Here is a 20,377-nt window from a genome sequence, read left to right as displayed (position 1 = left end):
GTCAGATGTCTTCGTAAGGTCGGCGATCCTCGCGCATGGCGCGCTGATATTCGACGCTGTCGCCGATATCGGTGCGATGGGCCCACAACCCGGCATAGCGGTCAATCCAGTCGTTGCTCGTATCGCTCTGCACGAGAAAAAGCTTCACCGCCTCGCGCACGAGCGCGGCCCGCGACTTGCCCTGTTCGCTGGCACGCGCATCAAGCGCGGCAATGTCTTCATCCGGGATATCGGCGAGGATACGAGTCATGGTGATATCATGATATGATATCGTGCTATCGTCAAGTCCTGAGGAACGCATCCCTGCCCTCGCCGGTTGCCTGTGGAAACCCATCGCAGGAGCACCCGATGAGCATTTTCAGCAAGATCATGGACGCCATCTCGTGGAAGGGCACGCGCCCGACCCAGACCGGCCAGACGCCAAAACCCGCGCCCACCGCAACCCCTGCTGCCCCTTCGCCATCGACGCCGGCGCCGGCGCCCGCACCAACGGCAACCGCAGCCCCCCTTTCGCAGTTTGACGTCGAAGCCAATCTTGCCGAAATGGCGCAGGGCAAGGACCTCAACTGGCGCAGCTCGATCGTCGACCTGATGAAGCTGCTCGGCATCGATTCCAGCCTCGCCAACCGCAAGGAACTCGCCCAGGAACTCGGCTACACCGGCGCGCTCGACGGTTCGGCCGAAATGAACATCTGGCTCCACAAGGCAACCATGCGCAAGCTGGCGCAGAACGGCGGCAAGGTGCCGGCGGCGATGCTGGATTGAATGTGCGTGAGGGTAAGGGCGCGTCCCTTACCCCCGCTTTTCGGCCTTCTTCTTCTTCATCGCATCGTGGAAGCGGTCGGCCCAGCCCGGTTTCACCAGCTGTTCGGCCCGCACCATCCTCAACTCGCCGTCAGCCACGTCACGTGACACTGCGCTGCCTGCCGCGACGATGGCGTCCGCGCCGATCTTCACGGGGGCGATCAGCGCCGAGTTCGAGCCGATGAAGGCACGCTCGCCGATAGTGGTCTTGTACTTGAAGTAGCCGTCATAGTTGCAGGTGATCGTGCCTGCGCCGATGTTCGCCTCGGCACCCACTTCGGCATCGCCGAGGTAGGTGAGGTGGCTGGCCTTGGCGCCGCGGTGCATGACCGTATTCTTGACCTCGACAAAGTTGCCGACCTTGACGTCCTCCTCCAGCTTCGCACCAGGCCGCAGGCGGGCATAGGGACCGATGTGGACGCCGGGCGAGAGCGTCGCGCCTTCGAGATGGCAAAAGGCGTGGATCGTCACGCCATCGGCCACGGTCACGCCGGGGCCGAAGAACACGTTGGGCTCTACCGTCACATCGCGGCCAAGCACGGTGTCCCACGAAAACCACACGGTTTCGGGCGCAATCAGCGTTGCGCCATCGGCCATGGCCTGCGCCCGGCGGCGCAGCTGCCAGCGGCCTTCGGCTTCGGCAAGCTCCGCGCGGCTGTTGATCCCGGCCACTTCATCGGCATCGTCGGTGACGACCACGGCACAAGTCCGGCCATCGGCAATCGCGATGTTGACCACGTCGGGCAGGTAGTATTCGCCTTGGGCATTGTCGTTGCCGACGCGGGCGAGCAGGCCGAACAGGTCCGCGCTGCGCACCGCCATGAGGCCCGAATTGCACACGCGGCAGGCACGCTCCTCGTCGGTCGCGTCCTTGTGCTCGACCATCTTCACGATCCGCCCATCTTCAGCAATCACGCGTCCGTATTGCAGGGTATCGGCGGGCGCGAAGCCCAGCACGACCGCGGCTGGCGCATCATTTTCATGCAATCGCGCGATCATCGCCCGCATCGTCTCGGCGCGCACAAACGGCACGTCGCCATAGAGAATCAGCACATCGCCCTCAAAACCGGCGAGCGCGCCCTCGGCCTGCTGCACGGCGTGCGCGGTGCCCAGCTGCGGGTCCTGCACGGCAATCGTCGCAGATCCGCCGAGCGCCTTTTCCAGCTGCTCGCGCCCGTGCCCTGCCACCACCACCTGACGCTGCGGCGAGAGCTCCGCAGCGCTCGCCATCAGGTGCCCTACCATCGGCCTGCCCGCGATCGGATGCAGCACCTTGTGCAGGTCGCTCTTCATGCGGGTGCCTTTTCCGGCGGCGAGGACGATAATGGCGAGGGGGGTCTGTTCAGTCATGGCCGCACCCTTGCCAGACAAATCTTGCGCTTTCCAGAACAGCGCGCCACTTGGGCGCACCATGGCGGATTTTCCTTATGCAATCGTCGGATTCGATCTCGACGGCACGCTGCTCGATACCAGCCGCGACCTTGGCGTCGCGCTGAATCACGCGCTGGCCCTCGCAGGCAGGCCACCTGTGCCGCTGGAAGAGACGAAGCGCCACATCGGCGGCGGCGCGGCGCAGATGCTGCGTTCGGCGCTGACGGAATCGGGCGGAGTGGACGAGGACGCCTTCCCCGGCCTGCAGGCGAGCCTGATTGAATTCTACGGCCACAACATCGCCCACCACACCGAACTTTTTCCCGGTGGCGCAGCGATGATGGACGAACTCGACGCGCGCGGCGTGAAGATCGCCATCGCCACCAACAAGGCTGAAGGCCTGGCGGTCAGGCTATTCGAGGAACTGGGCCTGCTCCACCGCTTCGCCTGCGTGATCGGCGGCGATACGCTGGGTCGCCATCGGTCGAAGCCCAAGCCCGACATGCTGCACGAAATGGTCGCGCGCTGTGGCGGAGGCCCTGCAGCTTTCGTCGGCGATACCACCTTCGACGTGGGCGCCGCCAAGGCCGCGCAAATGCCGGTCGTCGCCGTCCGCTTCGGCTTTAACGACCTTCCGGCAGATGACCTCGGCGCGGACGCAGTGATCGATCATTACGATGAGCTGGTGCCGACGCTGGAGCGTCTCGCCAGCGTTGCGCAGAGCGTCTAGGCTTTCCCGGATGACCGCTCCCCTAGCCCTTACCATCGGCGATCCGGCAGGCGTCGGCCCGGAACTTGCCGCCGCCGCGTGGGCGTTGCGCGATAGCGAAGGCTTGCCCCCGTTCTTCGTCGTCGGCTCGGCCCGCGTTGTCGAGGAAGCGGCGCGACGGCGTGGCATCTTGGTGCCGGTCTGCACGGTCAAGGCACCCGATGAAGTGGCGGAATGCTTTGGCGGCGCGCTGCCGGTGCTGGACCTTGCCGATCTGCGCTACACTCCGGGCGAGCCTGACGACGCGGGCGCCAGCCTTGCCCTGAATGCGCTTGCCACTGCCACCGGCCTCGTCCGTTCAGGCGCGGCATCGGCGCTGGTCACTGGCCCCATCGCCAAGAGCCGCTTGGCAAGGGTCGGTTTCGATCACCCGGGGCAGACTGAATTCGTGGCGCAAGCATGCGGCGTGACGGCCGAGAACGCGGTGATGATGCTCGCCGGGCCAAGCCTCAAGGTCGTGCCGATCACCGTCCATGTGGCGCTGCGGCTGGTGCCCGACATGCTCACCGCCGAACTGATCCGCACCCGCGCCGCGATCACCGCTGCGGCCCTGACGCGCGACTACGGCCTCACCGCCCCGCGCCTCGCGGTCGCCGGGCTAAACCCCCACGCGGGCGAGGACGGGCGCATGGGCCATGAGGACACGCAGGTCGTCGCTCCCGCCGTGGCCATGCTTCGTGACGCCGGGATCGACGCCTTCGGACCGCTCCCGCCGGATACCATGTTCCACGCCGAAGCGCGCGAGGGCTATGACGTGGCCATCTGCATGTACCACGATCAGGCGCTGATCCCGATGAAGGCGCTGGATTTCGATGCTGGCGTGAACGTGACGCTCGGCCTGCCGATCATCCGCACCTCGCCGGATCACGGCACCGCCTTCGCCATCGCCGGCACCGGCAAGGCGCGCGTCGGCCCCACTATCGCAGCGCTGCGCATGGCGGGCGAATGTGCCGCGCGGAGGGCTTCGGCATGACCGACCTCCCCCCTCTACGCGACGTCATCAATCGCCACGGCCTCTTCGCCACCAAGGCGCTCGGCCAGAACTTCCTGTTCGACGAGCAGTTGCTAGATCGCATCGCGCGCGTCCCGGGCAAGCTCAAGGGCGAGAATGTTCTCGAAGTCGGTCCCGGCCCCGGCGGCCTGACCCGCGCCCTGCTGCGTGCAGGCGCAAACGTCACCGCGATCGAAATGGACAAGCGCTGCATGCCTGCGCTTGCCGAACTGTCCGATGCCTTTCCCGGCCAGCTGACCGTGATTCAGGGCGATGCCACAAGGATCGATCCGGCAACGCTGTTTGAAGGTCCGTGGCACGTCGCGGCGAACCTGCCCTACAACGTCGGCACGCAGCTGTTCACCGGCTGGCTATCCGGGCAAGACTGGCCGCCGCAGTGGAAATCGTTGACGCTGATGTTCCAGCTGGAAGTGGCAGAGCGCATCGTCGCCGCGCCCGGCACGGATGCCTATGGCCGCCTTGCCGTACTGGCACAGTGGCGCGCGTCCCCGCGCATAGCGATGAAGGTTCACCGCAGTGCCTTCACTCCGCCGCCCAAGGTCATGTCGGCGATCGTCCATGTCGAGCCCGGCACGATGCCCGAAGGCGTCTCCGCCCGCATGCTGGAGCGCGTGACGGAAGCCGCCTTCGGCCAGCGCCGCAAGATGTTGCGCCAGTCCCTGAAGGGCCTGCCCGGCGCGCTGGACGCGCTCGAAGCGCTCGGCATCGACGCACAGCGCCGGGCCGAGACGTTGAGCGTGGAGGAATTCGTCTCCATCGCCCGCGTGCTGACGAAGTAAGGGCGGACCCGCAGGCCCGCCCCCTTCAAGTTCAGGCCGGCTCGGCGACCTTCGCCAAAGCGGCCTTCTTCTTCAGGCGCCATGCATGCAACAAAGGCTCGGTATAGCCGTTGGGCTGCTCCACCCCGTTGAACACCAGATCGCAGGCCGCACGGAAGGCAAAGCTTTCTTCCCAGTTTCCGGCCATCGGCTCGTAGAGCGGATCGCCCGCGTTCTGCGCGTCGACCTTGGCTGCCATGCGCTTTAGGCTGTCCATGACTTGTTCGTTGGTGGCCACGCCGTGCAGCAGCCAGTTGGCCATGTGCTGGCTGGAAATCCGCAAGGTCGCGCGGTCCTCCATCAGCCCGATGTCATTGATGTCCGGCACCTTGGAGCAGCCGACGCCCTGATCGATCCAGCGCACGACATAGCCCAGCAGGCCTTGCGCGTTGTTGTCCAGTTCCTCGCGCACTTCCTCTTCCGACCAGTTGGCACCATCGGCCAGCGGAATGGCGAGAAGCGCGTCCAGACCCGGTGTCGCTTCCTGCGCAACGTCGCGCTGAACCCCGAACACATCGACCTGATGATAGTGCATCGCGTGCAGCGTTGCCGCCGTGGGCGAAGGCACCCAGGCCGTGTTCGCCCCGGTGCGGGGATGCGCGATCTTCTGTTGCATCATGTCGTGCATCATGTCGGGCGCGGCCCACATGCCCTTGCCGATCTGCGCCTTGCCCGAAAGCCCGTGGGCCAGACCGATGCAGACGTTGCGCTTTTCGTAAGCCGCGATCCAGCCAGATCCCTTGATGGCCCCTTTCCGGATCATCGCCCCCGCCTGCATCGAGGTGTGGATTTCGTCGCCGGTACGGTCGAGGAAGCCGGTGTTGATGAACACGATCCGGTCGCGCACCTTTTCGATGCAGGCAGCGAGGTTGGCAGACGTGCGGCGCTCCTCGTCCATCACGCCAACCTTCACGGTGTGGCGTTCCAGCCCGAGCAGGTCCTCGACCGCGTTGAACAGGTCATTGGTGAAGGCGACTTCTTCAGGCCCGTGCATCTTGGGCTTGACGATATAGATGCTGCCGGTGCGGCTGTTGCGGTGGCGGCCCAGCTCCTTGAGGTCGTGCATGCCAATCGCCGACGTGATCACAGCGTCCATGATGCCTTCCGGTATCTCGCTGCCGTCCTGGAGCAGGATCGCCGGATTGGTCATCAGGTGGCCGACATTGCGCACGAACAGCAGGCTGCGCCCCGGCAGCGTGATCGCCTCACCCTTGGCCGAAGTCCACACGCGGTCCGGCTCAAGCGCGCGGGTCATGGTCTTGCCGCCCTTGCTGAATCTCGCCTCGAGATCGCCGCGCATCAGGCCGAGCCAGTTGCGATAGGCCAGCAGCTTGTCTTCGGCGTCGACTGCAGCGACCGAATCCTCGAGGTCGACAATGCTGGTCAGCGCCGCTTCCATGACGATATCCGCAATGCCCGCCTTGTCATCCATGCCCACCGGGTGCGTCCGGTCCAGCACGATTTCGACATGCAAACCGTTGTTGCACAGCAGAATGCCACCGGGTTTCGTGCCGGCAAACTGCATCTCATCGCACAACGGCAGGCTGCTCGCCCCGTCCCATTCGGTCCAGCTCATGCCGTCCAGCGGGAATGTCAGGTCAAGGAACGCGCGGCCCGCGCGGACCACCGCCGCGCCGCGTTCCTTGTCGTAGCCGCCCGGCCGGGCCGGGGCCGCATCGAGCGCGTCGGTGCCGTACCAGGCATCGTAGAGACTACCCCAGCGCGCATTCGCCGCATTGAGCACGAACCGGTCATTCAGAACCGGCACGACCAGCTGCGGCCCTGCCATGCAGGCAATCTCGCGGTCGACGTTCTGCGTGCCGATTACGAAATCCTCAGGCTCTGCCACAAGATAGCCGATCTCGGTCAGGAACGCGCGATACTCGGCAGGATCGATCGGCTTGCCCTTGCGTTCGTGGTGCCAGGAGTCGATCAGCGCCTGCAGCGCCTCGCGCTTGTCCAGCAACATGCGGTTTACCGGGGCGAAATGGCCGACCAGCGCGGCAAAGCCCTGCCAGAATGCGCCCGCGTCAAGCCCAAGTGGCCCGAGCACGTCATTGTCGATGAAGCTGGCGAGGTTAGCGTCGACCTTCAGGCCGCTGCGTTCGATACGTCCGTTCATTTCACCCATGTCCATACGCTCACATAAGCGGCGCCCCGCAAATCTTGCGAAAAGCCGAATCCGATGAACCTGGGGAGGAACGGCTAAAGCCTATGCATGATCCGACATTGCATTGCAATCATGCGAAAGTCGTGCCTCAGCCGAATGCCTCTGCATAGAGCCGCTCGATCTCCGCCGCATCGGGCACGCGCGGGTTGTTGCCGGGTGATCCCGAAGCCAGCGCCTGCCGCGCCATTTCCGGCACCACCTCGAACCATCGCGCCTCGCTGATACCGTGAGAACGCGGGGATGGCACGGACAGGTCAGCGTTCAACGCTGCCAGTTCCACCAGCAGCCGCGCCACCGCCGCCTGATCGCCCTCGTCCGCACTGGCGACGCCCATCGCCCGCGCGCAATCGGCATAGCGCGCAAGCGCGGCTGGCGCGGAGAAGGCCGTCACCGCAGGCAGCAGCATGGCGTTGGAAAGCCCGTGCGGCACATGAAAGAACGCGCCCACCGGTCGGCTCATGCCATGAACCAGCGCCACGCTGGCGTTGGAGAATGCGATCCCCGCATGATGCGCCCCCACCATCATCGCCTCGCGCGCTGCCCGGTTGCCCGGCTCGTTACAGGCAGTGCGAATAGCGGGCGCGATCAGCTTCATCGCCGAAAGCGCCATAGCATCGCTGAAGGCATTGGCCTTTTTCGAGACGTAAGCCTCGATCGCATGGGTAAGCGAATCGATGCCGGTATCGGCTGTCAGCCGCGCGGGCTTGCCCATGGTCAGTTCGAAATCGACGATCGCCACGGTCGGCAGAAAAGCAAGGCCAGCGCAAAGCATTTTCTCGCTGCTGGCCTCATCGGTGACGATGGTGAACTTCGTTGCCTCCGATCCGGTCCCAGCCGTGGTAGGCACGGCGATGATCGGCAGGCCGGGCACGTCCGTCGTTGCCGGAGTCTTCATCGACTGGACCGGCCTCGGCTCCACCGCCAGTGCGGCAATGGCCTTTGCCGTATCGATCGGGCTGCCGCCGCCGAAGCCGATAACGCAATCGCAATCGGCAGCACGCAGAGCCTCCAGCGCAGCTTCAACCACCGCCACGGTCGGATCGGGCACCGTATCGGCGAACACGATCGCATCGATGCCGGCTTTGTCGAGCACGGCGAGCAACGTCGCCACCATCCCGCTGCTCACCAGGAATGCGTCGGTCACGATGAATGGTCGGGACACCCCACACTGGGCAAGCGCTTCCGGCAATTCGGCCAGTGTGCCGCCCCCTACCCTGATGATCCGTGGAAGATTGATCGCCGCCATACCTGTCCTCTTGCCAAAGCCTGCCTATCCGACCGCAAATCGCGGCGGACGGCAAGCTGGCAAAAGCACCCGTTCGAGCGGTCACCGCTCAATTCCGTCGGGCATCACCAAGCGGCTCTGCCGTGACGGGAATCACCGCTCCATCGGGATAGGGCATGATCAACGTACCGTCGGGCGCGGCGGTAAAGGTCGTCTGCGTGGGATAGGGTATGCTGATTCCTTCGGCGGCAAAGCGCTCCATGATCGCCACCAGCAAGCGATCGCGCAAAGGATGCGCTACGTTCCAGTCAGCACCCGGCACGTCGAGGATCAGGGTGAAATCAAGCGAACTGGCTCCGAACGCCTCGAAGCCTGAGCGGGCCACTTTCGCGCCTTCCGCCTCGCCCAGCGCCTTCAGCATTGCCGGAATCCGCGCCAGGGTTTCAGGCGGGGTTTCATAGGCAACGCCAATCGCGAAAGTCAGGCGGATGTGATCGCGCACGGTAAGATTGCTGATCTCCTTGTCGAGCAGGTTCTTGTTCGAAACCACCAGCAGTTCTCCGCTTACCAGCCTGATACGGGTGGTGCGCATGCCGATGATCTCGACAGTTCCGGTATTCCCGCCCCAGCTGATCACTTCCCCCACCTTGAAAGGCCGGTCGAACAGGATCGAAATGCCGGCAAACAGGTCGGAGAAGATGCCTTGAGCCGCAAGACCGATCGCAATGCCGCCGATGCCAAGGCCCGCAACGAGCCCGGCGACATTGACGCCAAGGTTTCCGAGGATGAGGACGAAGGCAATGGCGAAGACAAGGAATGTCACCAGCGCCCTCAGGATGTTGAGTGCCGAACTCAGCGCACCGTTGGCGTGTTGTGCTTCACCTGCGCGATGTTCGATCAGGCCGATCGTCAGTTCCCGAACCCACAGCGCTGCCTGGAAGGTGAGGCCGACGGTGAAGAGGAAGCGAATGGTCTTGTCCAGCCAGACCGGTGTCTGCGCGTAGCTGGCTACCGCCTCCGCTGCGACCAGCACGATGAACCAGAATCGCGTGCGGCTTGCCATTCGGCCGATGATTGTCTTCCAGCCGACCAGCGCCTCGCCTTCGGGGCAGAACCGGCGCCCGAGGTTGCGGATGGTGACAAGGACCAGAACGACGACAGCCGCGATGCCGATGGCGATCGAGATGCGCAACCAGTTGTCGGTAATCCAGCCGGTCGTATCGGCAATCAGAACGTCGGGGCTGGATGGAAGAGCGAGCGCGGCGGCCTTCGGAGTAACGATCATGCCTTGTTCAAGCGATGGTCCGCCGATCCGTTCCCTAGCGCCCCTGCATGTCCCGCGCTTCGGCCGGTATATGCACGACCAGCCCATCTAGTTCCTCGGTAAGTTCGATCTGGCATGACAGGCGGCTTGTCCGCGTCACCCCGGCAGCTAGGTCGAGCATGTCCTCTTCGTCATCCACCGCGGGCGGCAGTTTCGCAAACCAGTCGGCATCGATGACCACATGGCAGGTGGAGCAGGCCATCTGGCCTTCGCAGGTGCCCTCAAGCGGCATGCCCTTGGCTTGCCCCAGTTCCAGAAGTCGCGTCCCCGCTTCGCCCTCTGCGGCGATCTTTTCACCCTTTGCGGTGACGAAGGTGACGCTGACCATGGTTACAAGACTCCCTGCGCGCGCGCCGCGGCGTTGATCGCCTCGGCAGCCTGTTCCAGTTCATCATCCCCCGTATAGCGTCCGAAACCGATGCGGATCGCGGTTCTGCTATCCCTGTCCGAAAGTCCGAGCGCGCGCAAGACATGGCTTGGCCTGCCCGACCCGCTGGCACAGGCCGATCCCGCTGAAATTGCGATCGTGCGGCATTCCGACAACAGTCTCGCCACGTCCAGCCCCGGCAATCGCAGGTTGAGATTGCCATACCAGCGCTCGGTGGCGCTCCCGTTCAGAATCCATCCCTCGAACAGAGACAAGGCCTTCGCCCACAGCTTTTCCACATGAAGCCGGTCGGTTTCCGACAGACTTGTGCACAGGGCCGCCGCAGCGCCAAATCCCGCGCAGAGCGCTGGCGAGAGCGTACCCGAACGCAAACCGCCCTCCTGCCCCCCGCCATGGATCAGGGGCGCAAGTTCCACCCCATCACGCACCCACAGCGCGCCGATGCCTTTCGGGCCATAGAGCTTGTGCGAGGACACCGCGATCAGGTCAGCCCCTTGCGGAGCGGCGATCTTGCCCGCCCCCTGCACCGCATCGCACAGGAACAGCGCGCCCATGTCGCGTGCCCGCCGGGCCAGCGCTTCGATCGGCTGGATCGTGCCGATCTCGTTGTTGGCCTGCATTACCGCGACAAGACCGGTTCCCGCCGGAATCGCCACCTCGGGATCGACCAGACCCGCACCATCGACCGGCAGCACCGCCACAGCGGGATCAAGAACCCGCGCCGTATCCAGGACCGCCGCGTGTTCAATGGCGCTGACCGCCAGCCGCTTTCGGCCACATCCAGCCAGAGCAAGGTTGATCGCTTCGGTCGCGCCCGAGGTGAAGACCACGCGCCCGCCGGGCGGGAGCAGCGCCGCCACCTGCTCGCGCGCAACCTCGACCGCGGCTGCGGCGGCACGCCCTGCACGGTGGGGGCTATGCGGATTGGCGAATCCCATGGCCTCTGGCCCCGCCAGCCACGGCATCATTGCCTCGCGCGCTTGAGGAGAGAGCGGCGTGGTCGCCTGATAATCGAGGTAGATCACCCCCGGATCTCCTTCCACACCTCGACAAAGCGGGCGATCTCGGCCTCGGTCGTCTCGCGCCCGATGGACACGCGGATGACCTCGCCCGGATGGGCATAGCCCATCGCGGTCAGCACGTGGCTCGCCTTCAAAGAGCCGGACGAACATGCGCTCCCGGCGGAAACGGCGATCCCTGCGCCATCGAACCGGATCAATTGCGCCGCGCTGGATTTGCCCGGCATGCGATAGGCGGCAATCGTCGGGCTGCGCGGGGAATCTTTCGCGACAATTTCCGCCCCGATTTCAAGCAGTTGTTTCTCAAGCGATTCCCGCAAACCTGAAGCGCGCTTGAACCATTGATTCCCGGCCTCCAGCGCTGCCGCCATGCCCAGCACCAGCGGCATCGGCTCGGTCCCGGCACGATAGCCGCGCTCCTGGCCGCCGCCGGGGTGCAGCAGGCCGTAACTGCGCACCAGCAACGCGCCGATGCCCACCGGTCCGCCAAACTTGTGCGCCGAAACCGCGATCATGTCGGCCTCGGGCAGCGGAAGCTTGCCTGCGCCCTGCGCCGCGTCGACCAGCATCAGCGCATTGCTGGACTTTGCCAACGCGGCCAGCGACGCGAGATCCTGCATCACTCCAGTTTCGCTGTTGACCTGCTGGACTGCCAGAAGCGCCGGTCCTTCCTCCTTTAGCGCCTGCTCAAGGGCGGAAATGCGGACCAGGCCATTCGCATCGACGGCCAGGCGAACAGCGTCTGGCGTCAGACGCAACACCGCCTCATGCTCTACCGCGCTCGCGATGTTCCTGTTATGTTTCCTCGGGGAAATTTTTTTCGCGGCAATCTCCAGTGCCTCGCTTGCTCCGCTGGTGAAGATCACCTCGCCGTCCCAGGCAAGCGCCTTCTTCACCCGCGCCCGCGCATCCTCCAGCGCCGCCCTTGCCGCGCGTCCCGCTGCATGGGGGCTAGAAGGGTTGGCCCAGATGCGCCAGCCCTCCTCCATCGCCGCCAGTGCCTCAGGCAGCAGCGGGGTTGTGGCGGCGTGATCGAGATAGATCGAATTTAGCGGCAAGATTCGCCCCGGAATGCGTGGAAAGATTGCTTTCGAAGGCTCGGTTTCTATATAGCCATCAGCTTAATTCCCAGCCCCGGCATTCCGTGCCGCATGGGGCCAGACCACAGGATTACCGGACAGGCAATGCCCGCAGTCATTTTCCCCGGCCCCGAAGGCCGCCTCGAAGGCCGTTTCCAGCCCGCCAGCCGTCCCCGAGCACCGGTTGCGATGATCCTCCACCCGCACCCGCAGGCGGGCGGCACGATGAACGATCGCATCACGCAGGCGCTCTACAAGACCTTCGTGGCCCGCGGCTTTGCCACGCTGCGCTTCAACTTCCGTGGCGTCGGCCGCAGCCAAGGCAGTTTTGACAACGGCATCGGTGAACTCAGCGACGCCGCAGCCGCGCTCGATTGGGTCCAGTCGATCCACCCCGAAGCCAGCACCACCTGGATCGCAGGCTATTCGTTCGGCGCGCTGATCGGCATGCAGTTGCTGATGCGCCGCCCTGAGATCCGCGGCTTCATCTCGGTGGCGCCGCCCGCCAACATGTACGATTTCAGCTTCCTTGCCCCATGCCCCGCCTCGGGCATCATCGTGCAGGGCACGGCGGATACGGTTGTTACGCCCAACGCGGTGCAGAAGCTGGTCGACAAGCTGCGCACGCAGAAGCACATCACCATCCATCACGACGAAATCCCGCGTGCCAACCACTTCTTCGAGAACGAGATGGATGACATGATGCGCGCGGTCGACAACTACCTCGACATGCGCCTCTCGCCGGATTGCCCGATCCGCTGATGCATTGGAGCCGGCTGGTAGGAATGCCGCCCAGCCGGCCCCCTGATCGGCCAGTACCCTGTCAATTCACCTGGCGTTCGAAGCCAGCCCAGTAGGGCTCACGCAAGGTGCGACGCAGGATCTTGCCTGAAGGATTGCGCGGCAGCGCCTCGATCACATCGACCGACTTGGGCACCTTGAACCCGGCCAGGCGCTCCCGCGTCCAGTCGATGATCGATTGCGGATCGATCACGTGGCCCGGCTTTGGCACGCACACCGCCTTCACGGCTTCGCCCCATGTCGCATCGGGCACGCCGATCACCGCCACTTCCAGCACATCGGGATGGCCATAGATCGCGCTTTCGACTTGCGCCGGATAGACATTCTCGCCGCCCGAAATGATCATGTCCTTGATCCGGTCGTGCATGTAGACGTAGCCGTCCTCGTCAAGGTAACCGGCGTCGCCGGTGGCAATCCAGCCGTCGGGGGTCATCGTCTTCGCGGTGGCCTCTGGCAGGTTCCAGTACCCCAGCATGTTGTTTGACGAGCGCGTCTGGATCTCGCCAATCTCGTTCGGCCCCAACGCCTCGCCGTTTTCGCCGACCACGCGGACTTCGACACCAGGCAGCGGCTTACCGGCAGACCGCATGCGCTGATTTCCCTCGACGCAGTGGTCCTCGGGCGGGAGCATGCAGATCGTGCCGGTCGTCTCGGTCATGCCATAGGCCTGGATGAACTCGGCCTTGAACATGGCGATGCATTCTCGGAGCAAGACCAGCGGGATGGGTGATGCGCCATAGATGATGTACTTCACGCGGGCAAAGTCCACGCTGGCGCAATCGGGGTGATTGAGAAGCATCTGAAGTGCAGCGGGCACGATGAAGAAGCGCGTGACGCCCTTTTGCTCCACCGCATCGAACACCGCGCGCGGCTCGAACTCGGCAAGGATGATGCCCGGCAATCCCGCCCCCATGGCCATGACGCCAAGGCCGGTGCCGCCGATGTGGGCGCACGGCATGGCGACGAGGATCGCTTCGTCGTCCGTCATCTGCGTATAGGGCTGATCCTGCCCCAGCGATTGCTTGCGCAAGCCGAACAGGTTACGATTTGAAAGCACCGCTCCCTTGGGGTTGCCGGTCGTGCCGGAGGTATAGAGCTGCAGCACCGCATCATCCGGCCCGGCGGCCTCATGGGCGATTGGCTGCTGCGCATCGATCCAGCGCCACGCCGCATCCTGCGTCAGCGCCATGCGCACGGCAGGGAGCGCGGAAAATGTCGCAGCCAGTCCTTCGAACCCGGCCCCGAGGAACACGGCTTTCGCCTGCGCATCGCTGGCAATCCACGTCGCTTCTGCCGGGGCCAGACGCCAGCCGATCGGAACCATGACCGCGCCGAGGCGGGCAGCAGCGAAGAACAACGTGAAATAGAGTGTGCTGTTCTTGCCGAACCAGGCAATCCGGTCTCCCTTGCCGATGCCAAGGTCGACAAGGCCCGCGACCACCTGTGCCGTCGTGGTGTCAAGGCTGCGATAGGTCAGCGTGCGGTCCGGTCCGTCGAGCGCGAGGCCTTGCGGTCGATCGGCTGCCCAGAACCGAACGAATTCGTCGAAGGTGAACAGGTCGGCAGTGCGCTCTGCTGTCGTCGGCTTCACGGCGGCGTCGGCCATGTGTTGCTCTCCCAAGCAATTTTGCGCAGTTAATCACGCAATTAAGGCAAGGTGCAAGCCCACCAATCGTGACAGAGTGTATCGCCTTGCTTCTGGCCGCCTCAGGCTTCCGCCATGGCTTTCTTGTACACGCTGTTCAAAGGCCGTTCGAAGAGGCGCATGACCATCGGTTCGAAGAACTCGAGCGGCAAGGTGTCATAGTTCGGGTCGAACGCCGGGCAATCGTACTTCTCGATGAACTCGGCCGTCGCCGCGGCATAAGGGTGACCGGCGAACTTGTCGCGCATGTTGCGATCGAGGCCGATGAAGTGGAAGAAGTTGTAGCCCTGGAAAATGCCGTGGTGCTGCACGATCCACAGCAACTCTTCCGAAACGAACGGCTTGAGGATCGCAGCGGCAACGTCCGGGTGGTTGAAAGCGCCAAGCGTGTCGCCAATGTCGTGCAGCAGGGCCATCACCACGTAAGCCTCGTCCCGCCCGTCGCGGTGGGCGCGGGTCGCGGTCTGCAGGCAATGGGTCAGCCGATCGACGGCAAAGCCCCCGCAATCGCCCTCCAGCAGCCGCAAGTGATCGAGCACGCGCGCGCCGCCGCTCTGCGCAAAGGGCCGCATGTGGGTCATGATCGCGTCCCAGTCTTCCTGGGTGCCTTCGGTCATGGTGTGAAACTTGGCAGTGGGCAGATCTTCCATCGTGCGAATCCTCTCCCCGTGCGCGCTGTCGGCGCATCTGGTTTCACATGAGAGTATCGCGATTATGCCGCTTGGGAAGAGGCCTCGGGCGCAAATATCTGGTCAGGCAGCAACAGCGCAAGGGCAAGGCAACCGACCAACAGCACGAGGATGACGGCAAGCGCTGCATAGACGCCGCTGCTGCCCATCGCCAGTTCCGGTCCGCCCAGCGCGAAATAGGCGCTGCCGACCAGCGCAATGCCGAACGCGCTGCCCATCTGCAGCACGGTCTTGAGAATGCCGCTTGCAGCCCCGGCGTGGCGGCGGTCGACCCGAGCCAGCGCCACCGGCGAGACCGGGCCCGAAAGGCAGCCCATCCCCACCCCCGCCAGCAGAAGCGCCGGGAGCAACAGCGGCAGACCGGGGCCACCCCAGGCGATCCAGGAAAGGGTGGCTGTATCGGCCACAACCAGAGCCAGCGCCGCAGAAACCAGCACCCACTTGCCCATCCTCGCGAGGTAGCGCCGCCCGAGGAAACCCATGCCGAGCATGACGCCAGCACTGAAAGGGATGTGGACAAGGCCCGTCTGCAGGGGCGAATAGCCGAGCCGCGATTGCACCGCATGAGCGAACACGAACAGGAAGCCGGTATTCGCGGCCGAAAAGATCAGCCCGATTAGCGCGCCTGTCCGGAACAGGCCGTTGTGCAGCAGTTCCGGATCGAAGATCACCGGTTTGCCAGCCCTGGCGCGGCGGTTGAGCCCGGCCCACGCCGCCCACATCAGCAGCGGCGATGCCGCCAGCAGCGCGAGGCTTGCCGCATCCAGCCCGGCATGCTCACCCCGCACCAGCGGGAACAGCATGGCCGCCAGCGCCGCTCCGAACGCGAGCGTGCCGATAACGTCGATCTTGGCGCCCTTGTGCGCGATCTCGCGGGGCAGATAGCGCCACCCGGCCGTGAACGCTGCGATGCCGATGGGCAGGTTGATCAGGAAAACCGTGCGCCAGCCGAGACCTGCGATGTCTGCCGAGATCAGCAGCCCGCCGATAATCGGCCCGGCGATCCCGGCAAGCCCGCCGATCACGCCGAACCACGCCAGCCGCCCGATGCGCTCGACCGGATCGTAGAGGATCTGGATCACCGCCATGACCTGCGGCGCCATGATCGCGCCCGCCGCGCCCTGCAGAACACGCGCAGCAATCAGGAAATGCGGATCGGCCGCCGCGCCACACAGCAGCGAGGCCAGCGTGAAGCCTGCAACGCCGGTCAGGAACATCGCCCGCCCGCCAAACAGGTCACCCAGCCGCCCGCCGAGGATCAGCAGCAAGCCGAACGCCAGCGAATAGCCCGCCGCGATCCACTGCGCCGCGCTGCCGCCAAGGTCCTGCCCGCGAGCAGCGAAGTCAGCCTGCATGGCCGGGAGCGCGGTGTTGATGATCGTGACGTCGACGATCTCGAGCACCAGCGCGGTGATCAGCGTGAAGAATGCGAGGCTCTTCTGCCTCTCGGTCATGCCGGCGATAGTCTGGGCCATCTCCTCAGATCACGCCTTCGCGGAGCATCTTCACCGCCGCATCGCAGGCCCGCGCTGTCAGCGCCATGTAGGTCAGCGATGGGTTCTGGCAGGCCGACGATGCCATCTGCGCGCCGTCGGTCACGAACAGGTTCGGGATGTCGTGCGCCTGGCTCCACTTGTTGAGCACCGAGGTCTTCGGATCGAGGCCCATGCGCGCCCCGCCCATTTCGTGGATCGCCGTGCCGCCCGGCCCCGGCTTGTCGAGGCCCATGATCACGGTGCCGCCCGCCGCGGTCATCATTTCGGCGGCATCGGCCTTGGCCTGCGCCAATGCGGCCTGCTCTTCCTTGCCGAAGGCGAAATCGACGTGAAGCTGCGGAATGCCGAAGCGGTCGGTCCTGGTCCGGTCCAGAGTAAGGCGGTTGCTGTCGCGCGGCACGCAGTCGGCAAAAGCGACCAGCACCATGCGCCACATGCCGGGCTGGTGCAGCTTGTCCTTCAGTTCCGCCCCGATTCCGGCCTCGCGCTTGCCCGCACCCCAGTTGCTCTGCAGCGCGCCGCCCTGGAACGAGAAGCCGCGGGTATGGCCCTCGCCATCCATCGCATCCATGTTGCGATAGCGCGCGATGATCGCCCCGGTCGGCCGGTTGCCGAACGTGGTGCGATCGTTGAACTGCGGGAAAAGCGCGATCGTCGAAAGCGTGTTGGCGTGATCCATGATCTGGGTGCCGAGCACGCCGCTGGAATTGCCAAGGCCAGTCGGCATCGCCTCGCTGCGCGAATTGAGCAGGAGGTGGACCGAGTTGAATGCGCCTGCATTGAGGAACACCAGTCGCGCCGTGGCAGCCCCCCGCGTCCCGTCCTTCGTGTTGACATAGCGCACGCCAGTCACGCGCTTCGTCTTCGGATCGTAGTCCACGCCTTCAACGATGGCATCGGTCACCACGGTCAGGTTGCCGGTGGCCTTCGCTGCCGGAAGCGTGCTCGACTGCGTCGAGAAGTAGGCCCCGAACGAGCAACCGCGCGTACAGATCGAGCGGTTCTGACATTCCGAGCGGCCCTCTTCGGGCTTGGCGACGGTCATGTTCGCGGTGCGACCGATGGTCAGGCAGCGGCCGAACTTGTCAGCCACGACCTTGCGCACGTGCTCTTCGACCACGTTGAGCTTCATGCCGGGCTGGAACTTGCCATCGGGCAACTGGGGCAGGCCTTCCGGGCTGCCCGAAACGCCGATGAATTCCTCGACCTTGTCATACCATGGCGCCAGATCGGCATAGCGAATCGGCCAGTCGGTGCCATGGCCATCGCGCTTGTTGGCGCCGAAATCGTAATCGGACCAGCGATACGACTGCCGCCCCCAGGTGAGCGAGCGACCGCCCAACTGATAGGAGCGGAACCACGTGAAATCGGTATCCGAACCGGTCGAGTACGGGTTTTCCTTGTCGTTGACGAAGTGCCCCTGGGTGAACTCGTTGAAGTGCCGGTTCTTCATCTGGACCTGGTATTCGCGGGCATAGAGCGCCGCATCGCCCAGGCCGCGGAACGGCATTTCCCAAGGGGCCTTGTTCTCGGTCTCGTACTCGCCGTGGACGATTTCGCGCCCACGCTCGATCATCAGGACCTTGAGGCCGGCCTGCGTCAGTTCCTTGGCCGCCCAGCCGCCGGTGATACCGGAGCCGACCACGATCGCGTCGAATTGCATGTCAGTCAGTCCTTATCCGAAGTCGACCGCGGTCCAGTCGTTGGAAATCGCCCTGAAATCGGGCGTCAGCGGCAGGTCGGGATCGAAACGGCCAGGGACCGGCTCGTAGCGCAGCTCCTGCGCGCCACCGACTTCGCTGGTGTAATACCCCGTCAGGATCAGGCCCTTGATGGCCTTCCACGGGCTCTCGCTCTCGCGGCTGGCGAAGGCTTCGGCATCCACCGCCTTCACTGCGGCAAGGCGTTGCGCTGCCGGCGCCTTCAGGAAACTGCCGCCAGTCCGTCCGTCGAGCTCCTTCTCGAGCCAGGCAACGTGCCGTATCGAGCCGTCGTTGCGCGCAAACCGGGCATAAGCGGTAGGGTCCTTGAGCGGCGAACGCGAGCCATCAAGCCCGTGGGCGAGCGCAAGAATCGCAAAATCGCCTGCGCCAACGTCACCCGCACCGGGGGTTGCCGAACGCGGGATCACCAACTGGCTGACCTCCTTCATCATGAGGCGCTGCCCATCGCTCGGCGCTTCCTCCGATTCGAGTCGGGTCAGGCTCACGGCGGCGGCGGGCACGCCTAGCGCCAAGGCGATCAGCGCAGAGGCGCTGACGAATTCGCGGCGATTCCAGCCGCGCTGCGGATCATTCTGCATCAACCGAAGACTCTCCCGGCGCACGGATGACCGCGCGCATTCAATATAGAATGAATACTCTAATTTGGATCGATGACGCAAGACTCTTCCTGCATCCGATCCAGCTTATTGATCAGTGATTAATCTAGCGCTTTTCGCAGATCTCGCAAAGGGCGTGAATGATCGCGCGGACGATCTCGTCCTTCAGGCTGTAGAAGCGCACCTGCGCTGCCACGCGACTGTCGACCACGCCTTCGTCGCGCAGGCGCGCAAGGTGCTGCGATACCGCCGACTGCGACAGGCCGGTCAGCTCGACCAGCTCGGTTACCGAAACCTCGCCCTCGTCCATGCGGCAAAGCATGAGCAGGCGCTCGGGGTGGCTCATCGTGCGCATCCGCCCGGCCATCGCGGCGGCATTCTGCTTCAGGTCGGCAAGGCTGGCGGGCTTCATAAGCTCAGCAGATAACGTCGATTGCGCCACGCACAAGACTGCAAGGCCAATTAAATTACACTTGCCTTATATTAGGTAAAAGTTATATACAGGAGCAAAGGAGTCTTCCGATGTCCGACCATGCCATTGCTACCGCCGCCGCCCAGATCAGCGCCACTCGTGCCTCGGCCGTAGTGCCCGTCGTGACCACCTTCTTCGACGAGGCAACCTTCACGGCGACCCATGTCGTCCACGATCCCGCCACCTTGCGCGCAGCCGTGATCGACCCGGTGCTCAATTTCGACCAGGCCTCGGGCCGCACCAGCCATGCTTCTGCCGACCGCGTCATTGCCCATGTCGAAGCGCACGGCCTCACGGTGGACTGGCTGCTCGAAACTCATGCACACGCCGATCACCTGTCTGCCGCCCCCTATCTCAAGCAAAGGCTCGGCGGGCAGATCGTCATCGGCGCAGCGATCCGCACCGTGCAGGACGTTTTCGGCAAGGTCTTCAACGAAGGCCCGGCCTTCGCCCGTGACGGCAGCCAGTTCGACCTGCTCATGGACGACGGCCACGCCTTCCGCGTAGGCGAGATTGAAGCCGTGGCGCTGCACGTTCCCGGCCACACCCCCGCGTGTCTCGCCTACGTCATCGGCGATGCCGTGTTCGTCGGCGATACGCTGTTCATGCCTGACTACGGCACTGCCCGCGCCGATTTTCCCGGCGGCGACGCGCGCACGCTCTACCGCTCGATCCGCCGCCTCATGGCCCTGCCCGACGAGACGCGCGTGTTCCTGTGCCACGATTACAAGGCCACGGGCCGCGACCAGTTCGTCTGGGAGACAACCATCGGCGCCGAACGCACTGCCAACGTCCACGTCCACGAAGGCGTCAGCGAGGACGAGTTCGTCGCGATGAGGGAAGCGCGCGATGCCACGCTCGGCATGCCCAAGCTCATCCTGCCGTCGATCCAGGTCAACATGCGCGCAGGCCATCTGCCCGAACCAGACAGCAACGGCGTGCGCTACCTGCGCCTGCCGGTAGACCTGTTGTAAG

General features: G+C 64.6%; 20 protein-coding genes. 6 read left to right on the top strand and 14 right to left on the bottom strand.

Going from position 1 to position 20,377, the window contains the following annotated elements; translation table 11 throughout:
* Position 1: 1 nt before the first annotated feature.
* Entirely contained in the window at positions 2–250 is a 249-nt protein-coding gene (locus IM701_RS02660) for a ribbon-helix-helix protein, CopG family (protein WP_039337931.1), read from the bottom strand.
* Positions 251–348: 98 nt separating this feature from the next.
* On the opposite strand from IM701_RS02660, the gene IM701_RS02655 reads away from it, so the two are divergent.
* The gene (locus IM701_RS02655) at positions 349–765 is read left to right on the top strand and encodes a DUF3597 domain-containing protein (protein WP_193827707.1); all 417 of its coding nucleotides are present in this window, start codon (positions 349–351) and stop codon (positions 763–765) included.
* Between the two features lie 27 nt (positions 766–792).
* Here the strand turns inward: IM701_RS02655 and glmU are convergent, their stop codons facing one another.
* Positions 793–2,154 carry a bifunctional UDP-N-acetylglucosamine diphosphorylase/glucosamine-1-phosphate N-acetyltransferase GlmU gene (glmU, locus tag IM701_RS02650; protein WP_193827706.1) on the bottom strand — a complete coding sequence of 454 codons (1,362 nt, stop codon included), beginning with the start codon at positions 2,152–2,154 and terminating at the stop codon, positions 793–795.
* 61 nt (positions 2,155–2,215) lie between these two features.
* On the opposite strand from glmU, the gene IM701_RS02645 reads away from it, so the two are divergent.
* Genes IM701_RS02645 through rsmA form a run of 3 tightly spaced genes read left to right on the top strand, consistent with a single transcriptional unit; the run spans position 2,216 to position 4,735 of the window.
* Positions 2,216–2,905, top strand: coding sequence for an HAD-IA family hydrolase (locus tag IM701_RS02645; RefSeq protein WP_193827705.1), 690 nt, complete (start codon positions 2,216–2,218; stop codon positions 2,903–2,905).
* A gap of 10 nt (positions 2,906–2,915) precedes the next feature.
* On the top strand, positions 2,916–3,917 hold the full coding sequence (gene pdxA, locus IM701_RS02640) for a 4-hydroxythreonine-4-phosphate dehydrogenase PdxA (protein WP_193827704.1): 1,002 nt from the start codon (positions 2,916–2,918) through the stop codon (positions 3,915–3,917).
* Positions 3,914–4,735: a 16S rRNA (adenine(1518)-N(6)/adenine(1519)-N(6))-dimethyltransferase RsmA gene (rsmA, locus tag IM701_RS02635; protein WP_039337953.1), complete on the top strand. Its 822-nt coding sequence runs from the start codon at positions 3,914–3,916 to the stop codon at positions 4,733–4,735. Before pdxA ends, rsmA begins: the two co-directional genes overlap by 4 nt.
* A gap of 31 nt (positions 4,736–4,766) precedes the next feature.
* Here the strand turns inward: rsmA and IM701_RS02630 are convergent, their stop codons facing one another.
* From IM701_RS02630 to IM701_RS02605, 6 genes are all read right to left on the bottom strand, one after another.
* Entirely contained in the window at positions 4,767–6,896 is a 2,130-nt protein-coding gene (locus tag IM701_RS02630; RefSeq protein ID WP_193827703.1) for a malate synthase G, read from the bottom strand.
* A gap of 136 nt (positions 6,897–7,032) precedes the next feature.
* Positions 7,033–8,190 (bottom strand): iron-containing alcohol dehydrogenase, encoded by a 1,158-nt coding sequence (locus IM701_RS02625; protein WP_193827702.1) that lies wholly within the window; start codon positions 8,188–8,190, stop codon positions 7,033–7,035.
* 88 nt (positions 8,191–8,278) lie between these two features.
* A complete protein-coding gene (locus IM701_RS02620) occupies positions 8,279–9,454 on the bottom strand; it encodes a mechanosensitive ion channel family protein (RefSeq protein WP_193827701.1) in 1,176 nt (391 codons plus the stop codon).
* Between the two features lie 34 nt (positions 9,455–9,488).
* Positions 9,489–9,821 (bottom strand): 2Fe-2S iron-sulfur cluster-binding protein, encoded by a 333-nt coding sequence (locus tag IM701_RS02615; protein WP_193827700.1) that lies wholly within the window; start codon positions 9,819–9,821, stop codon positions 9,489–9,491.
* A 2-nt stretch (positions 9,822–9,823) separates the two neighbouring features.
* Positions 9,824–10,906, bottom strand: a complete 1,083-nt coding sequence (locus IM701_RS02610) for a cysteine desulfurase family protein (RefSeq protein ID WP_193827699.1) — start codon at positions 10,904–10,906, stop codon at positions 9,824–9,826.
* Positions 10,903–11,958 (bottom strand): cysteine desulfurase family protein, encoded by a 1,056-nt coding sequence (locus tag IM701_RS02605; RefSeq protein WP_193827698.1) that lies wholly within the window; start codon positions 11,956–11,958, stop codon positions 10,903–10,905. The genes IM701_RS02610 and IM701_RS02605 overlap by 4 nt, the downstream gene beginning before the upstream one ends.
* A 126-nt stretch (positions 11,959–12,084) precedes the next feature.
* Here IM701_RS02605 and IM701_RS02600 point away from each other — a divergent pair, with 126 nt between their 5' ends.
* Positions 12,085–12,741 (top strand): alpha/beta hydrolase, encoded by a 657-nt coding sequence (locus IM701_RS02600; protein WP_039337923.1) that lies wholly within the window; start codon positions 12,085–12,087, stop codon positions 12,739–12,741.
* Positions 12,742–12,802: 61 nt separating this feature from the next.
* Here IM701_RS02600 and IM701_RS02595 read toward each other — a convergent pair whose 3' ends face one another.
* The 6 genes from IM701_RS02595 to IM701_RS02570 form a co-directional block, all read right to left on the bottom strand.
* Positions 12,803–14,386, bottom strand: a complete 1,584-nt coding sequence (locus IM701_RS02595) for a fatty acid--CoA ligase (protein ID WP_193827697.1) — start codon at positions 14,384–14,386, stop codon at positions 12,803–12,805.
* Positions 14,387–14,487: 101 nt separating this feature from the next.
* A complete protein-coding gene (locus tag IM701_RS02590) occupies positions 14,488–15,075 on the bottom strand; it encodes an HD domain-containing protein (RefSeq protein WP_193827696.1) in 588 nt (195 codons plus the stop codon).
* 62 nt (positions 15,076–15,137) lie between these two features.
* Entirely contained in the window at positions 15,138–16,589 is a 1,452-nt protein-coding gene (locus IM701_RS02585; protein WP_193827695.1) for an MFS transporter, read from the bottom strand.
* 4 nt (positions 16,590–16,593) lie between these two features.
* Complete coding sequence (locus IM701_RS02580) at positions 16,594–18,273, bottom strand: GMC oxidoreductase (protein WP_062341924.1); 1,680 nt, start codon at positions 18,271–18,273, stop codon at positions 16,594–16,596.
* Between the two features lie 12 nt (positions 18,274–18,285).
* A complete protein-coding gene (locus IM701_RS02575) occupies positions 18,286–18,912 on the bottom strand; it encodes a gluconate 2-dehydrogenase subunit 3 family protein (protein WP_193827694.1) in 627 nt (208 codons plus the stop codon).
* Positions 18,913–19,036: 124 nt separating this feature from the next.
* The gene (locus IM701_RS02570; protein WP_062341928.1) at positions 19,037–19,342 is read right to left on the bottom strand and encodes a helix-turn-helix transcriptional regulator; all 306 of its coding nucleotides are present in this window, start codon (positions 19,340–19,342) and stop codon (positions 19,037–19,039) included.
* Positions 19,343–19,452: 110 nt separating this feature from the next.
* Here IM701_RS02570 and IM701_RS02565 point away from each other — a divergent pair, with 110 nt between their 5' ends.
* Positions 19,453–20,376, top strand: a complete 924-nt coding sequence (locus tag IM701_RS02565) for an MBL fold metallo-hydrolase (protein WP_193827693.1) — start codon at positions 19,453–19,455, stop codon at positions 20,374–20,376.
* Position 20,377: the final 1 nt, after the last annotated feature.

It is taken from the genome of Novosphingobium sp. ES2-1, from assembly GCF_015169775.1.
Taxonomy (GTDB): Bacteria; Pseudomonadota; Alphaproteobacteria; order Sphingomonadales; family Sphingomonadaceae; genus Novosphingobium; species Novosphingobium subterraneum.
The sequence above is the reverse complement of the archived record's forward strand: the minus strand, read 5'-3'. Positions and strand labels throughout refer to the sequence as shown.

Coding starts and splice junctions, on each gene's coding strand:
- rsmA (WP_039337953.1), top strand. CDS start 3,914: ATGACCGACCTCCCCCCTCTACGCGACGTCATCAATCGCCACGGCCTC.
- IM701_RS02630 (WP_193827703.1), bottom strand. CDS start 6,896: ATGAACGGACGTATCGAACGCAGCGGCCTGAAGGTCGACGCTAACCTC.
- IM701_RS02585 (WP_193827695.1), bottom strand. CDS start 16,589: ATGGCCCAGACTATCGCCGGCATGACCGAGAGGCAGAAGAGCCTCGCA.
- pdxA (WP_193827704.1), top strand. CDS start 2,916: ATGACCGCTCCCCTAGCCCTTACCATCGGCGATCCGGCAGGCGTCGGC.
- IM701_RS02565 (WP_193827693.1), top strand. CDS start 19,453: ATGTCCGACCATGCCATTGCTACCGCCGCCGCCCAGATCAGCGCCACT.
- IM701_RS02570 (WP_062341928.1), bottom strand. CDS start 19,342: ATGAAGCCCGCCAGCCTTGCCGACCTGAAGCAGAATGCCGCCGCGATG.
- IM701_RS02625 (WP_193827702.1), bottom strand. CDS start 8,190: ATGGCGGCGATCAATCTTCCACGGATCATCAGGGTAGGGGGCGGCACA.
- IM701_RS02590 (WP_193827696.1), bottom strand. CDS start 15,075: ATGGAAGATCTGCCCACTGCCAAGTTTCACACCATGACCGAAGGCACC.
- IM701_RS02575 (WP_193827694.1), bottom strand. CDS start 18,912: ATGCAGAATGATCCGCAGCGCGGCTGGAATCGCCGCGAATTCGTCAGC.
- IM701_RS02645 (WP_193827705.1), top strand. CDS start 2,216: ATGGCGGATTTTCCTTATGCAATCGTCGGATTCGATCTCGACGGCACG.
- IM701_RS02620 (WP_193827701.1), bottom strand. CDS start 9,454: ATGATCGTTACTCCGAAGGCCGCCGCGCTCGCTCTTCCATCCAGCCCC.
- IM701_RS02660 (WP_039337931.1), bottom strand. CDS start 250: ATGACTCGTATCCTCGCCGATATCCCGGATGAAGACATTGCCGCGCTT.
- IM701_RS02595 (WP_193827697.1), bottom strand. CDS start 14,386: ATGGCCGACGCCGCCGTGAAGCCGACGACAGCAGAGCGCACTGCCGAC.
- glmU (WP_193827706.1), bottom strand. CDS start 2,154: ATGACTGAACAGACCCCCCTCGCCATTATCGTCCTCGCCGCCGGAAAA.
- IM701_RS02600 (WP_039337923.1), top strand. CDS start 12,085: ATGCCCGCAGTCATTTTCCCCGGCCCCGAAGGCCGCCTCGAAGGCCGT.
- IM701_RS02655 (WP_193827707.1), top strand. CDS start 349: ATGAGCATTTTCAGCAAGATCATGGACGCCATCTCGTGGAAGGGCACG.
- IM701_RS02580 (WP_062341924.1), bottom strand. CDS start 18,273: ATGCAATTCGACGCGATCGTGGTCGGCTCCGGTATCACCGGCGGCTGG.
- IM701_RS02615 (WP_193827700.1), bottom strand. CDS start 9,821: ATGGTCAGCGTCACCTTCGTCACCGCAAAGGGTGAAAAGATCGCCGCA.